10 protein-coding genes are annotated in these 14,646 nt (G+C 35.8%); 7 read left to right on the top strand and 3 right to left on the bottom strand.

The features are described from left to right. Positions 1–6: 6 nt before the first annotated feature. Together ACQKNR_RS18030 and ACQKNR_RS18025 are read right to left on the bottom strand one after the other, a co-directional pair. A complete protein-coding gene (locus ACQKNR_RS18030) occupies positions 7–1,467 on the bottom strand; it encodes a YheC/YheD family protein (protein WP_427319284.1) in 1,461 nt (486 codons plus the stop codon). A 20-nt stretch (positions 1,468–1,487) separates the two neighbouring features. Beyond that, positions 1,488–2,540 carry a YheC/YheD family protein gene (locus tag ACQKNR_RS18025; RefSeq protein WP_427319282.1) on the bottom strand — a complete coding sequence of 351 codons (1,053 nt, stop codon included), beginning with the start codon at positions 2,538–2,540 and terminating at the stop codon, positions 1,488–1,490. Between the two features lie 134 nt (positions 2,541–2,674). On the opposite strand from ACQKNR_RS18025, the gene ACQKNR_RS18020 reads away from it, so the two are divergent. The 5 genes from ACQKNR_RS18020 to alsD all read left to right on the top strand — a co-directional run bounded on the left by ACQKNR_RS18020 (position 2,675) and on the right by alsD (position 7,990). Then, positions 2,675–3,811, top strand: coding sequence for a DUF445 domain-containing protein (locus ACQKNR_RS18020; RefSeq protein ID WP_427319280.1), 1,137 nt, complete (start codon positions 2,675–2,677; stop codon positions 3,809–3,811). 143 nt (positions 3,812–3,954) lie between these two features. Next, positions 3,955–4,311, top strand: coding sequence for a YlbF/YmcA family competence regulator (locus tag ACQKNR_RS18015; protein ID WP_193413706.1), 357 nt, complete (start codon positions 3,955–3,957; stop codon positions 4,309–4,311). A 264-nt stretch (positions 4,312–4,575) separates the two neighbouring features. Next, on the top strand, positions 4,576–5,103 hold the full coding sequence (locus ACQKNR_RS18010; protein WP_427319278.1) for a VanZ family protein: 528 nt from the start codon (positions 4,576–4,578) through the stop codon (positions 5,101–5,103). Between the two features lie 422 nt (positions 5,104–5,525). Further along, positions 5,526–7,214 (top strand): acetolactate synthase AlsS, encoded by a 1,689-nt coding sequence (alsS, locus tag ACQKNR_RS18005; protein ID WP_427319276.1) that lies wholly within the window; start codon positions 5,526–5,528, stop codon positions 7,212–7,214. Positions 7,215–7,231: 17 nt separating this feature from the next. Continuing rightward, the gene (alsD, locus tag ACQKNR_RS18000) at positions 7,232–7,990 is read left to right on the top strand and encodes an alpha-acetolactate decarboxylase (protein WP_427319274.1); all 759 of its coding nucleotides are present in this window, start codon (positions 7,232–7,234) and stop codon (positions 7,988–7,990) included. A gap of 31 nt (positions 7,991–8,021) precedes the next feature. Here alsD and ACQKNR_RS17995 read toward each other — a convergent pair whose 3' ends face one another. Next, entirely contained in the window at positions 8,022–8,636 is a 615-nt protein-coding gene (locus tag ACQKNR_RS17995; protein WP_427319272.1) for a DNA-3-methyladenine glycosylase, read from the bottom strand. 134 nt (positions 8,637–8,770) lie between these two features. Between ACQKNR_RS17995 and ACQKNR_RS17990 the strand changes: the two genes are divergently transcribed. Then, on the top strand, positions 8,771–9,643 hold the full coding sequence (locus ACQKNR_RS17990; RefSeq protein ID WP_427319270.1) for a Cof-type HAD-IIB family hydrolase: 873 nt from the start codon (positions 8,771–8,773) through the stop codon (positions 9,641–9,643). A 384-nt stretch (positions 9,644–10,027) separates the two neighbouring features. Further along, positions 10,028–14,646, top strand: a 4,619-nt coding sequence (locus ACQKNR_RS17985) for a SpaA isopeptide-forming pilin-related protein (protein WP_427319268.1), incomplete at its 3' end; no start/stop codon positions are given.

Genomic DNA, 14,646 nt, shown 5'->3' with positions numbered 1-14,646 from the left:
TCCACCTTATGAGTGAGGTGGAAGTTTTTGTTTTCGTATTTGTGAATGAATCATAGGGGAAGGGATATGTTCGGTGTTTGATGAAGTGTCTAAGTGCATTTGAGATATTTTTTCTTTTGAATCGCGCAAAGAATGTTCAGTTAAGTAGATGGCATATTCGTAAAATAATTGGCGCGTCAGTTCACTTTGTTCTTTTAATTTTTCATCTTGGAATACAGTTCGCCCAGGTTTCGAGTTCGCTTCAAATAGCCACGGATTTTCCTGCGTGTCTAAACCGATATCAAAACCGATTTCCCCGATGTTCCCAGTTACTTGCTGATCGAGCGCGTAACTGATTTGCAAGGCTGTTTGTTTTAATTTATTTTCAATTTGAACTTGTTTCGTTGAATTTGGAAAAAGTTCTTGCAGTAATTTTGTATCACCACCGCTATTTACATGAGTTGTTAAGCTACCTTTGCCAGCAATTTTTGCGACGATCGCACTGACAACCCAATTGCCGAAATGATTTTTATTTGTATGAATGCGGAAATCGACAGGTTGCCCGTCGAAGCGAAGCAACGAAATACCTTGCTGTACGATAAACTTTTTTAAATCATGTCCTTTTAACACGTGGTTCAGAAGAGTTTCTAATGATTGATACTTTCTAAGTTTGTTTTCTTCCTTTTCGCGATAACGACAGTAGTAGCAATTCTCTGTTTGAGAATAAAATATTTGATGAATATTTCTTCCGAAGCTACCATGTATCGGTTTCATGTAAACAGATTTATACGTACCAAGAAACCGTTCTACTTGTTCGAAATGTTGAAACGCTTCTGTGTTTGGTAATAAGGGCCTAATTGATTTGTCTTTTATAAGAAATTGATGAACTTCCCATTTATTGAAAAACCCTGGGTTAAACCACGGAATGGCGTAGTCATGTTCTAATCTTCTTTTTGCTCTTACGATTGGTTTGTAATTTTCGGCCTTCCGATTTGGTAATCGATCGTAAATGACATTTGGTAAAGGGACTTTTTTCTTTATCCATTGTTCCTCTTGAAAGAAATACCCTTCAATCGTTTCTTCTTCCCAGTTTATATGCTGAACGCCAAAGACAAATACGAACGGTCGTAATGTAAATGGTGGGGTTAGTAACTCACTGAGAGATGCTGACCGATTTCCTAAAGGAATAGGTGAGTCATCGTTAAAACCAGTTGTGAAAATGCCGATTAATGGTCCGAAAATAATGGTTTGGTTTTGTGTGAATGCATGAATAGTAGTTGATTGTGGTAGTAAAAGTTTTTCGGCAATATGTTTTCCAATAATGATTTCGCGAGTAAAGGAATAATGAATTTTTACATCTTCACTTGCAACATGACGTATGCCGAAGGAGAGGGATGTAATAGGTGGTGTAATAGAAAAAACATAAGGTAAAGTAATGCTATTTGGATGTTCATCTGAAATGTTTAATGTATATATGTGCTCTTTCAAAATGAGATTACCTCCTTTCATTATGGTGTAAAACGGCTAAATTTAAGTGGTCCGTGAAAAATCTTTTCGGCTAACGAATCACTATGACGAATGTATTGTTCGTAAGGAGGAATCGTGTTGACATACATAAGCCAAATTGCACCTTTTTGATCCATAATTGTGGAAAGTTCGAGTTCGAATAATGAAGAATAAGATTGATCTAATAGTTGGAACACTTCATTTATAATGTCGTGTAAAGCGTCTTGTAATAGTTGCACACCCGTACTAGATAGTACGTATTTAATTTTTGAAAACGAATGTAATGTAGAATCATCTGTTGCTGAAAGTAAAAATTGATTCGGAAATGAGCTTTTTTGTATAAATTGACCGATAACGTTCCAAGTTTGTTCTTTGTTTTTTTGTAAAATGGTTCGAATATGGAGTGGGTATGTTAATTGATTTGGTGGCTGCAGCATCGTATGCGTTATATAACGTGCTGAAAGTATGTTAGATTTGTACCAAGATATAAATTCATCTGTCCGCTTAATTTGAGTAGAAGTATGATACGTTTCATGTATTGAATCGATATGAAACGTTTTATTTTTGTAAGTGACCCGATATAAACTTTCATTGGAATGTGTATTAGTGGGACGTATAATAATATCTTTTGTTTTTAATAACAGTCTGAAAATGTTTTGTATCGTTGCTAGTTCAAATTTTGGTATATAAGGGGATAATTTTTTATTAGTGAGAAATAAATCATGTAGTTCGCTTAAGTCGATCAGTGTGTTATTTAGAAAGGTAGTTGTAGGACGGTTGTGTAACGAATGAATAATATCTTTTGTTTTTTCAAAGTCTGTTTCCTCGTTAAAAGAATAACGATCGTATATATAAGTAGGAATAGGGAATATTTGCTCTTTCCATTTTCCTGTATCTGTATCATAAATAAGACCGGAAATAAGGTCTGTTTTAGGATCAATACAAAATGGCGTAAACTGTGCAACGACATTATGATAAAGTCGAGCGCGTTTAGCGATTTCGGTGTAATACGTTTGCTCATAATGAGGTTGAGAAGTTAAAATACCGAGAACCAACGAAATCACTCCTTTACTAACAAAATGTTGGCATAATAGGCGAAGCTATATATTGCAAATACGTTTTTATACCATTATACTTTTGTCCGTATGACGATATGCTATAGTTTTGGAGAAGCGAAAGGTTGATTGTAATGAATATATGGTTAAATATGCTAACGACGACAGGACTCGGGGCGATTATTGGAGGGTACACGAATCACTTAGCGATAAAAATGTTATTTCGTCCTCATCGCCCTATTTATATTGGGAAGTTTCAAGTTCCATTTACGCCGGGATTAATTCCGAAGCGCCGCGATGAGCTTGCTGTTCAATTAGGGAAAATGGTTGTAGAGCATTTGTTAACGCCAGAAGGAATCGGAAAAAAGCTAACAAATGAAGAATTTCAAAAAAGTTTAATCCACTGGGCACAAGTGGAAATGGATAAAGTAATGACGAATGAACAATCGTTACGACATATGTTAGAAAAATGGAATGTAGTGCATGTAGAAGAAGAAGCGACCAAAAAAATCGAACATGTGATTACGGAAAAAATACAGGCATTTTTAGCGGAGTACTATACATATACATGGGAACAAGCTTTACCTCATTCTGTACATGAAAAAGTAGAGAAGGCGATCCCGAATGTATCGGCGTTTATTTTAGAGCGAGGAATTCGCTTTTTTGAAAGTGAAGAAGGAAAAGCGCGTCTTTCAAAAATGATTGATGATTTCTTTGCTTCCAGGGGGACACTGCTTAACTTAGTCGGGATGTTTTTAGGAAATGTAAGTGTAGTGGATCGTGTACAGCCAGAAGTCATTAAGTTTTTAGGTCAAGATGGTACGAAGCAACTTTTAACAGATGTACTGCAAAAAGAGTGGGAAAAGTTAAAAGGAAGAGATGTAAAAGAATTAGAAACGTTTGTAGAGAAAGAAATGATTGTAAGTTCCATACTGTCAGCAGTTAAAGTTGAGGAAACAGTGAGTAAATTTTTAAATCAATCTGTTCAGCAAGTGTGTGAACCGGTTCGAGAAACAATCATTGGAAAAGTAGTTCCAAGCTTAGTACAGAAAGGCCTGAAGTGGGGAACAGAAAATGTAGAGAGTATACTAAACAATCTACATCTTGCGGAAATTGTCCAGCAAGAAGTGTCTACATTTTCAACAGAGAGACTAGAAGACCTAGTTCTGTCCATTACAAAAAATGAATTGAAAATGATTACGTATTTAGGGGCATTATTAGGCGGAATGATCGGACTCATGCAAGGATTATTCCTGTTGTTCCTTATGTAATAAAGATCAGTACATAGAAATAAAAGTGAAATTTCTTCACATCTCTTGCATAGTTTGATATGGTAAGAAGAGGTGCGTATGTAAATGCACTTAAAAGGCAGTGCGGACGAAAAGCGCTAGCCTTCTAAAGGAGGAAAAATAAAATGACAAAAAACATTCATGATGTTGCATATGAATTACAAAAAGCAATCGCTGAAAACGAAGACTTCCAAACATTAAAAGCAAGCTACGCAGCAGTACAAGGTGATGCTGCTTCAAAGAACTTATTTGATGAGTTCCGTACAATGCAACTTGGCCTACAACAAAAAATGATGCAAGGTCAAGAAATCACTGAAGAAGACAACCAAAAAGCACAAGAAGTTGTAGCTCGCATTCAACAAGATGCTAAAATTACAAAGTTAATGGAAACTGAGCAACGTTTAAACATCGTTATCACTGACGTTAACAAAATTATCATGAAGCCACTTGAAGAATTATATAGCGCGCAACAACAAGCGTAATGATAGAAGACGCTCCTGGGATGGGGGCGTCTTTTTTGTTTCGTTATTTTTAAAATAACTTTGTTACGTGTTATGGAAAAACTGTGCAATAAAGGTATCGAATGTCATAAGCAATAGTCCCTATATTAGTTGCCTCTAAATTGGATATCCAAAGATACTATCCCATGCTATAATTCATTATTTAAGAAACTTGAGTTTCAATTGTAAAGTAGGATAAAAGCTTAGTTTATAAGTTAAAAAAAGAATCGGGAATTGAGGATTTATATGGAAAAACCGAAAAATATTCAAAATAAAATAACTGCTGGCTTGTTGGTCGTATATTTATTTGCATTAACATGGATTATACTCTTTAAAATGCAATTTTCATTTCAAGACTTGCCGGATTTTAGAAGAATCAACTTAATCCCTTTTGCCGGTTCAGTTATTAAAAATGATCAAATAGATATTGGGGAAATACTCTATAATGTACTTGCATTTATCCCATTTGGAATCTATATCAGTATGCTAAAACCAAGATGGTCTTTTTTGAAAAAGATTGCAGTAATAGCAGGAGTTAGTTTGTTATTTGAAGTATTGCAATTTATTTTTGCTATAGGAGGTAGCGATATAACTGACCTTATGGGAAATACATTAGGTGGAATCATTGGAGCTGGAGTTTATGTTGTATTTTGTAAGCTGTTTCGTACGAAAGCAAATAAGATTCTGAATGTTTTAGCTTCAATTGGAATGATATTCATTTTTGTATTATTCCTGTTATTAATTAGTGGTGTTATTATTTATAAATTTCATTAATTGGAGAACCGGCTGTTAATGAAGTATATTATCGATGCCTTTGATACAGCTAGTTCTTTATGTATAAAAAAGAACGATACATATCCAAAGCCACCTAATTGAGGGTGGCTTTTTATATCCAGTTTTTTATTCATCGTATTGTATTAGTAGTGAAAAGCAATCATTGTCTTTATTTCCTGTGCTTCATATGTATAAATTAATGCCCAGCTTATAGGTAAAGTGAAAATATCGGAATGGTATTTTAAGATAGATAAAACAATGTAAGCGCATTCTATTTTTATTGTAAAAATACTTTCAAATTCATATTGTTGGAAAAATAATGTATTTGTAATATAATGATAAACGATACTTCACCACGTTAATTAACTAGGTGAAATTTAAAATCTTTATTACACACATTATGAAATAAAGGGATGATTAGTTTGAGTACAGGTGTAAAAGCAAACGACGTGAAGACAAAAACAAAAGGAGCAGATCTTGTTGTTGATTGTTTAATTAAACAAGGTGTTACACATGTTTTCGGTATTCCAGGAGCAAAGATTGACTCTGTATTTGATGTACTGCAAGAAAGAGGACCAGAGTTAATTGTTTGTCGTCATGAGCAAAACGCAGCATTTATGGCAGCGGCTGTTGGTAGATTAACAGGGAAACCGGGGGTATGTCTTGTAACTTCAGGACCAGGGACGTCGAATTTAGCGACAGGTCTTGTTACTGCGAATGCGGAGAGTGATCCCGTTGTTGCTTTAGCTGGTGCGGTTCCACGTACTGATCGATTAAAACGTACGCATCAATCTATGGATAATGCTGCACTATTCGAACCAATCACAAAATATAGCGTAGAAGTAGAGCATCCTGATAATGTACCAGAAGCACTATCAAATGCGTTTCGAAGTGCTACTTCCACAAATCCAGGAGCAACTTTAGTAAGTCTTCCGCAAGACGTTATGACTGCGGAAACGACTGTAGAGTCTATCGGTGCGCTTTCTAAGCCACAGCTTGGAATCGCTCCCACACATGATATTACATACGTAGTAGAAAAAATAAAATCAGCAAAATTACCAGTTATTTTACTCGGTATGAGAGCGAGCACAAATGAAGTGACGAAAGCCGTTCGTGAATTAATTGCGGATACAGAGCTTCCAGTCGTTGAAACGTATCAAGCAGCTGGAGCAATTTCGCGCGAGTTAGAAGATCATTTCTTCGGCCGCGTTGGATTATTCCGTAACCAACCAGGTGATATTTTACTAGAAGAAGCGGATCTTGTTATTTCTATCGGTTATGACCCAATTGAGTATGATCCGAAATTCTGGAATAAACTTGGAGACAGAACAATTATTCATCTCGACGATCATCAAGCAGATATCGATCATGATTACCAACCAGAACGTGAATTAATTGGCGATATCGCTTTAACTGTAAATAGCATTGCAGAAAAATTACCGAAACTTGTATTAAATACGAAATCAGAAGCAGTTTTAGAACGATTACGTGCAAAATTATCAGAGCAAGCAGAAGTTCCAAATCGTGCTTCTGAAGGTGTTACGCATCCGCTTCAAGTCATTCGTACATTGCGTTCTTTAATTAGTGACGATACAACTGTTACGTGTGACATCGGTTCCCATTCTATTTGGATGGCGAGATGTTTCCGTTCTTATGAACCACGTAGACTATTATTTAGTAACGGTATGCAAACGTTAGGTGTTGCGCTGCCTTGGGCAATTGCTGCAACGTTAGTAGAACCAGGTAAAAAAGTAGTTTCTGTGTCAGGTGATGGTGGTTTCTTATTCTCAGCGATGGAATTAGAAACAGCTGTCCGTTTAAATGCACCGGTTGTACATCTCGTTTGGAGAGACGGTACGTATGATATGGTTGCATTCCAACAAATGATGAAATACGGCAGAACATCAGCTACAGAGTTTGGTGATGTTGATCTTGTGAAATATGCGGAAAGTTTCGGGGCAATAGGTCTTCGTGTCAATACACCAGACGAATTAGAAGGTGTACTGAAAACGGCATTAGAAGCAGACGGTCCTGTCATTATTGATATTCCAATCGATTACCGTGACAACATTAAATTAAGCGAAAAATTATTACCAAACCAATTAAACTAATGAGGGGCATGAGTGAGATGACTGTTGCGCAATTAATTGATATTGATGCAAAAAAAACGAAAACAAATAATGAAGTATATCAAACATCTACAATGCTTGCGCTATTAGATGGTATATATGATGGTGTGATTAACTTTGAGGAACTGAAAGAACGTGGTGATTTCGGCATCGGCACATTTGATCAATTAGATGGTGAAATGATTGCATTTGATAATGAGTTTTATCATTTGCGTTCAGATGGTTCAGCAGAAAAAGTGGAACCGGAAGAAACAACACCGTTTGCGACTGTAACGTTTTTTGAAAAAGAAATGAGTTATACGGTAGAGCGTCCGATGAATCGTGAAGAAGTTGAAGCGTTATTACATGAATTGATGCCAAGTAAAAACTTATTTTATGCAATTCGAATGGACGGTACGTTCCGTGAAGTAAGAACGAGAACCGTTCCAAGGCAAGAAAAACCGTATGCACCGCTCGTTGAAGTAACGAAATCACAACCGATCTTTTCGTTTAAAGATACAGACGGAACGTTGGCTGGATTTTGGACACCAGATTACGCGCAAGGTATTGGTGTAGCTGGTTTCCATTTACATTACATTGACGATGAAAGAAGCGGAGGCGGACATGTTTTTGATTTTGTTGTAGAAAACTGTACGATCCAAATTTGTCAAAAAGCTCATATGCATTTAGCGCTTCCAGAAACAGCTGATTTTATGGCGGCTGAATTATCAAGAGAAAACTTAGAGAATGATATTGCGACTGCAGAGGGTGCGGAGTAAGAGAAAAGGGAAGCTATTTAAGCTTCCCTTTTTATTTTGAAACAAACGGATGCCTCTCATAATAAAACCGCCACGGATAATGCACAGCTTCTTCTGCATAGTCGATGTTAATACGAGGTCCTGCTGTTATTTTATATTTTGATGACTTATGTTGTTCTTCTGGAACGAGTTCAATATGTAACGTATCACTTTGTAAGGATATGCCGCGTTCTTCTAAAGTAATTCCGAGTGCACGGCATAGTTTGCCAGGACCGTTTGTTAAATTTTTATACTGCGCCTTTGTAATGTCTGTTTTGTTGTAGCGCGCTAGTTTTATTTCTTCAATCCCATCTACAGGCTCAAGGGCTCGAATGAGAACGCCTTGCGGTGTGCCAACTGGCGCTGTAATGACGTTAAAACAATGGTACATACCATAAATTAAATATACGTAAGCATGCCCCGGTGCGCCAAACATGACTTCTGTTCGATCTGTTCGTCTGCCGCCGTAACTATGTGCGGCTTTATCATCTGGACCTTTATATGCTTCTACTTCTACAATGATGCCGCTTCGTTTTATTCCATCTACAATATGAACCAGTTTCTGTCCGAGTAATTTTTTTGCGACTTCTAACGTATCGCCTTCATAAAAAGAAGGAGGTGCCTGCATTGTACTATCTCCTTTGCTAAGTGTATATGTATATAGTAAACCAAATTTTCAGTAGTAATTCTAACTCGTTCTATTTATCGGGTTTATTTCATAAATTATGGATAGAGTACAACAGCGAAGAGGGGGAGTGCGACATGATTTATCGCTTACTAGCTCTTAATATAGATGGGACACTATTATACAATAATGGGAAAATCGCAAAAGGATTACGTGAAACAATTGAATATGTAAAAAGAAAAGATGTCTACGTTACATTATTTACGAGTCGTAATTTTCAATCCGCTCATAAAATAGCAAAGGCATTAAAATTAGATTCTATATTAGTGACACACGGTGGTGCTTTCGTTTCAGCAACATTAGATAAACCGTACGTTCAAAAGAGATTATCCGAAGAGAAGACTTTTAATATTGTGCAAGTGTTAGAGCATTTTGATTGTAACGTACGCATTTCTCATGAACGATTTTCAATTGGAAATCGGGAGAGAAATACACCAAACTTAATTGCGCGTACTGTATTATCAAGCGCAGATCCGTTATTTTATCCGGTTCAATTTGTAGATTCATTAGGTGATGCGCTTCGTGATCATCCAGTAGCGGCGCCAAAAATTGATGTTGTCTTCCATAGTAAAGGTGAAAAAGAAAGAGGGCTAAATACGCTAAGAAAAGCGTTCCAAGATATAGAATATGTTGAATGTGACCCGAAACGAATAGAAATTTTGCCGCAAAATGTATCCAAGTTACGCGGATTACAATTACTTGGAGAGCATTTAAATATTTCGCTAAATGAAATGGTTGCGATTGGAGATAGCATGGAAGATTTAGATATCATTGAAAACGTAGGACTTGGGGTAGCGATGGGGAACGCGCCTGTAGAATTAAAGCAAGCGGCAGACTGGATTACACGTTCAAATAGTGAGAACGGTGTAGAGTATATGATTAAAGAACATTTCCGTAAGCAATTCCCGCTTCCATTTTTGAAGAATCATAAAAATACACCGAAACGATGAAAGAAAAACGTAGCTTTTGGCTACGTTTTTTTATTGAACTCATTCCAAAATAATGGAAGCGTTTTATATTATGAATTGTGTATGAAATTTATACAATTCGCTTGAATACTCTAAGAAACTGTTGTAAAGTGGATGATGTTGCCAAAGCAGTTACACTACATGAAATATCCTTCAGGTTAATTTTGTTGAGCTCCCATATGTAAAAGTATTTCCGCATGATAGTTTAGTTCACGTATTATCTCAAAAATGAATGGTAGTAATTTTACTAATTAGTTGTAGAGTGTCTTTGTTTTATTTAAATGCATTATTTTAAGTTAATGTGAGTAAAACTTGGTGCATATGAAATGTACTTCTTTTGTGGTTTTAGGAAGTTTAAAAGGGGGAATGAATTTCTTGAGGAAATCATTTAATCAAAAATTTAAAAAAATAAGTAGTAGTTTTATAGTTGTATTACTAGTATGTATGAATTTTGTAATCCATTTACCATTTAAAGCAGAGGCAGCTACAACAGAATTAAAAGGCTTAGGTGATGTATCTTATTACAACGCCATCATTTTTGGAGATCATAGTGCAACGAGTGCGGATATTGAGGGTGCGATGGCTGTTCAAAAAAATATGAACGCATCGAGTTATACAGTCTTAGCGGCTGCAACTGGAGCGCATAACTTAGCTGGAGCAACATGGGTAGATGAAGGATATCCATCATTATTACTAGGTGGTCAATTTACGAAAGCAGGAGCAGGACAAGTAATTATCCAAGATGGAACAGTGGCGATGACAAAAGATGGTGACCCAGAAGGCGCAATGAAATCATCATATGACCGTATCTCTTATAAAGAGCAAGCGGAGATTGATGCCAAATTTAAAGAGTTTAGAAAAGACGTTGATGGCGTAATTGGGGATGCGGGCCAATTACACACTGATAAACCAAAACCGAATATGAGCTTTGGAATCGGTGAAGATGTAAATAACCCTAATATTTATGTTTCTTCAGGCCAAAATGGAAAGAAAACATTTGATGTAAAAGACGTTTTTCTTCCGAATGTAGATAACAAAGATTTTATTGTTATTTATTCAGATGCAGAAGAAGTGAATTTTGCTAGTGGTGCAATTTTGTATGATACAGGAAATACTGGGATGGCAACAGACTTAATTAATACATCTCAAGCATATGATCCTAATTCAGCATTTACTGAGTTAGCTAGTAAAGTAATTTGGGTGTTTCCAAATGCTACAAAAATAACAACTAAAGGCTATGGTGTAGTAGGTAGTGTGTTTGCGCCGAATGCTGTTGTAGAGACAAAAGGTGGTTCTATTAATGGACAAGCCTATGTTGGAGGATTACACCAAAGAGATGGATTTGAGGTTCATAACTTTAAATTTAACTGGCCAAAGTGGAAAAAGCCAGCAGCTGAAAAAGGAAATTTACAAATTAAAAAAGTTGATGAAAACGATGAAAACATTGTTTTAAAAGACGCAAAATTTGATGTTATAGACAAAGATAATACTGTTGTGGCTACTGTTACAACAAATGAAAAGGGTATTGCGGAAGTTAAAGATTTACCACTTGGTGACTATTTTGTAAAAGAAATAAGTGCACCAGAAGGATATATAAAAGTTGATACACCAGTAAAAGTAACAATTGATAGTACAAACGTAATTGAAATTGTTATGAAGAATACGAAAAAAGTAGAAACTGGTCAATTTAAATTGTTGAAAAAAGATAGTGAATCTGGTCAACTTCTACCAGGTGCAAAATTTGATGTTATAGATAAAGATGGGAAAGTTGTCGAAACAATTATTACAAACGATAAAGGTGAGGCTTTATCAAAACAACTTCCAGTTGGAATATATACATTAAAAGAAGTTGAGGCGCCAAAAGGTTATGAACTATCATCTAGCTCAGTCCGTGTTGATGTAGTATCTAATGAGGTTGTTACGGTAGAAGCATTAAATAAAAAAATCGATGAAAAAGTAACAGGTCAATTTGAAATTGTAAAAGTAGATGCAAATGATAAAACGAAAGTATTATCAGATGCAGAATTTGAAGTGTATAAAGATGGTAAAAAAGTAGATACATTACGAACAGATAAAACAGGTAAAGTAATCTCTAAGAAATTAGAACCAGGAACATACACATTAAAAGAAACGAAAGCACCACAAGGATATAAATTACTAAAAGAAGAAATTGAAGTCGTTGTGGAAGCAAACAAAGTAGTACAAGTACAAGTAGAAAATGCGAAAGAACTAGGAAGCTTACAAGTAATCAAAAAGGATGCGGAGAGCGGAAAAGTTCTAAAGGGCGCGGAATTTAGACTGAAAAACGAAAGTGGTCAAGTAGTTAGAGAAGCGAAAACAACGAATAAAGATGGCGTTGTGACATTCGAAAACTTAGTGCCAGGTAAGTACACGTTAGAAGAAACGAAAGCGCCAGAAGGTTACAAAGCGCTAGAAGTGACAGTAGAAGTAAATGTTGTAGCGAACGAAGTAGTAAGACAAGAAGTGACGAACGAAAAAGTAACAGGTCAATTTGAAATTGTGAAAGTAGATGCGAACGATAAAACGAAAGTATTATCAGATGCAGAATTTGAAGTGTATAAAGATGGTAAGAAAGTAGATACGTTACGAACAGATAAAACAGGTAAAGTAATCTCTAAGAAATTAGAACCAGGAACATACACATTAAAAGAAACGAAGGCACCACAAGGATATAAATTACTAAAAGAAGAAATTGAAGTCGTTGTGGAAGCAAACAAAGTAGTACAAGTACAAGTAGAAAATGCGAAAGAACTAGGAAGTTTACAAGTAATCAAAAAGGATGCGGAGAGCGGAAAAGTTCTAAAGGGCGCGGAATTTAGACTGAAAAACGAAAGTGGTCAAGTAGTTGGAGAAGCGAAAACAACGAATAAAGATGGCGTTGTGACATTCGAAAACTTAGTGCCAGGTAAGTACACGTTAGAAGAAACGAAAGCACCAGAAGGTTATAAAGCAGTAGAAGTAACAGTAGAAGTAAACGTTGTAGCAAATGAAGTAGTAAAACAAGAAGTGACGAACGAAAAAGTAACAGGTCAATTTGAAATTGTGAAAGTAGATGCGAACGATAAAGAGAAAGTATTATCAGGTGCCGAATTCACAGTGTATAAAGATGGGAAAAAGGTAGCGGAACTGAAAACAGATGAGAGTGGAAAAGTGATGTCACCAAAATTACCGCTAGGTGAATACACAGTGAAAGAAACGAAAGCACCAGCGGGCTACAAGCTTTCAAATAAAGAATGGAAAGTAACAATTCAAAACGAGAAAGAAGTAGTAAAAGTAGAGGCAGAAAACGAAAAAATCTTAGGTTCTCTACAAATTATTAAAACGGATGATAAAGATCAAGAAAAACGTTTAGCAGGCGCAGAATTTACATTGAAAGATGTTAAAGGAAATGTTGTAAAAGAAGGCATTACAACAGATGAGTCTGGAATTGTGAAAGTAGACGGACTAGTGCCGGGCGAGTATACGTTAGAAGAAACAAAAGCACCAGAAGGTTATGAGTTAACAAAACAAGGAATTCATGTAACAGTTGATGGTGAAAAAGTTGTTGATGTAAAAGTAACGAATAGTAAGAGTCTTGGTCAATTTGAAATCGTAAAAGTAGATGCAAACGATAAAACGAAGCTACTATCAGACGCAGAATTCGAAGTGTATAAAGATGGTAAGAAAGTAGATACGTTACGAACAGATAAAACAGGTAAGGTAATCTCTCAGAAATTAGAACCAGGAAAATATACATTAAAAGAAACGAAAGCACCACAAGGATATAAGTTGCTAAAAGAAGAAATTGAAATCGTTGTGGAAGCGAATAAAGTAGTAGAAGTACAAGTAGAAAACGCGAAAGAACTAGGAAGCTTACAAGTAATCAAAAAGGATGCGGAGAGTGGAAAAGTTCTAAAGGGCGCGGAATTTAGACTGAAAAACGAAAGCGGTCAAGTAGTTGGAGAAGCGAAAACAACGAATAAAGATGGTGTTGTGACATTCGAAAACGTAGTGCCAGGTAAGTACACGTTAGAAGAAACGAAAGCGCCAGAAGGTTACAAAGCAGTAGAAGTGACAGTAGAAGTAAACGTTGTAGCGAATGAAGTAGTGAAACAAGAAGTGACGAACGAAAAAATAACAGGTCAATTTGAAATTGTAAAAGTAGATGCGAACGATAAAACGAAAGTATTATCAGACGCAGAATTTGAAGTGTATAAAGATGGTAAAAAAATAGATACATTACGAACAGATAAAACAGGTAAAGTAGTCTCTAAGAAATTAGAACCAGGAACATACACATTAAAAGAAACGAAGGCACCACAAGGATATAAATTACTAAAAGAAGAAATTGAAATCGTTGTGGAAGCGAACAAAGTAGTAGAAGTACAAGTAGAAAATGCAAAAGAACTAGGAAGCTTACAAGTAATCAAAAAGGATGCAGAGAGCGGGAAAGTTCTAGAAGGCGCAGAATTTAAATTAAAGAATGAGAATGGTCAAGTAATTGGAGAGACGAAAACAACAGATAAAGATGGTGTTGTGACATTCGAAAACGTAGTGCCAGGTAAGTACACGTTAGAAGAAACGAAAGCGCCAGAAGGTTATAAAGCGCTAGAAGTGACAGTAGAAGTAAATGTTGTAGCGAATGAAGTAGTAAAACAAGAAGTATTAAATGATAAAGTGAAAGAAAAAATTACAGGTCAAGTAGAAATTACAAAGGTAGATTCTAATGATACAGATAAAACATTAGCAGGTGCAGTTTTTGAAATTTTGAAAGACGGAACAAAAATAGATACATTAACATCAGATGAAAATGGTAAAGCGACTTCGAAAGAATTGGAGCCAGGCGATTATATTTTAAAAGAAGTCCAGGCACCAGAAGGATATAATTTATCAGATAAGGAAATTGAATTTACGATTTCTAATGAGAAAGTAGAAGTTATAAAGCTTCAAATTACAAATGAAAAAGAAACAGAAAAGCCAGGTGA

The sequence above is a fragment of the Bacillus sp. NPDC094077 genome (genome assembly GCF_050279465.1).
In the GTDB taxonomy this organism is placed as follows: domain Bacteria; phylum Bacillota; class Bacilli; order Bacillales; family Bacillaceae_G; genus Bacillus_A.
The sequence above is the reverse complement of the archived record's forward strand: the minus strand, read 5'-3'. Positions and strand labels throughout refer to the sequence as shown.

Excerpts from the sequence above, each read along its gene's own strand:
- ACQKNR_RS18015 (WP_193413706.1), top strand. The coding sequence starts at position 3,955 with ATGACAAAAAACATTCATGATGTTGCATATGAATTACAAAAAGCAATC.
- ACQKNR_RS17990 (WP_427319270.1), top strand. The coding sequence starts at position 8,771 with ATGATTTATCGCTTACTAGCTCTTAATATAGATGGGACACTATTATAC.
- ACQKNR_RS18010 (WP_427319278.1), top strand. The coding sequence starts at position 4,576 with ATGGAAAAACCGAAAAATATTCAAAATAAAATAACTGCTGGCTTGTTG.
- ACQKNR_RS17995 (WP_427319272.1), bottom strand. The coding sequence starts at position 8,636 with ATGCAGGCACCTCCTTCTTTTTATGAAGGCGATACGTTAGAAGTCGCA.
- alsD (WP_427319274.1), top strand. The coding sequence starts at position 7,232 with ATGACTGTTGCGCAATTAATTGATATTGATGCAAAAAAAACGAAAACA.
- ACQKNR_RS18020 (WP_427319280.1), top strand. The coding sequence starts at position 2,675 with ATGAATATATGGTTAAATATGCTAACGACGACAGGACTCGGGGCGATT.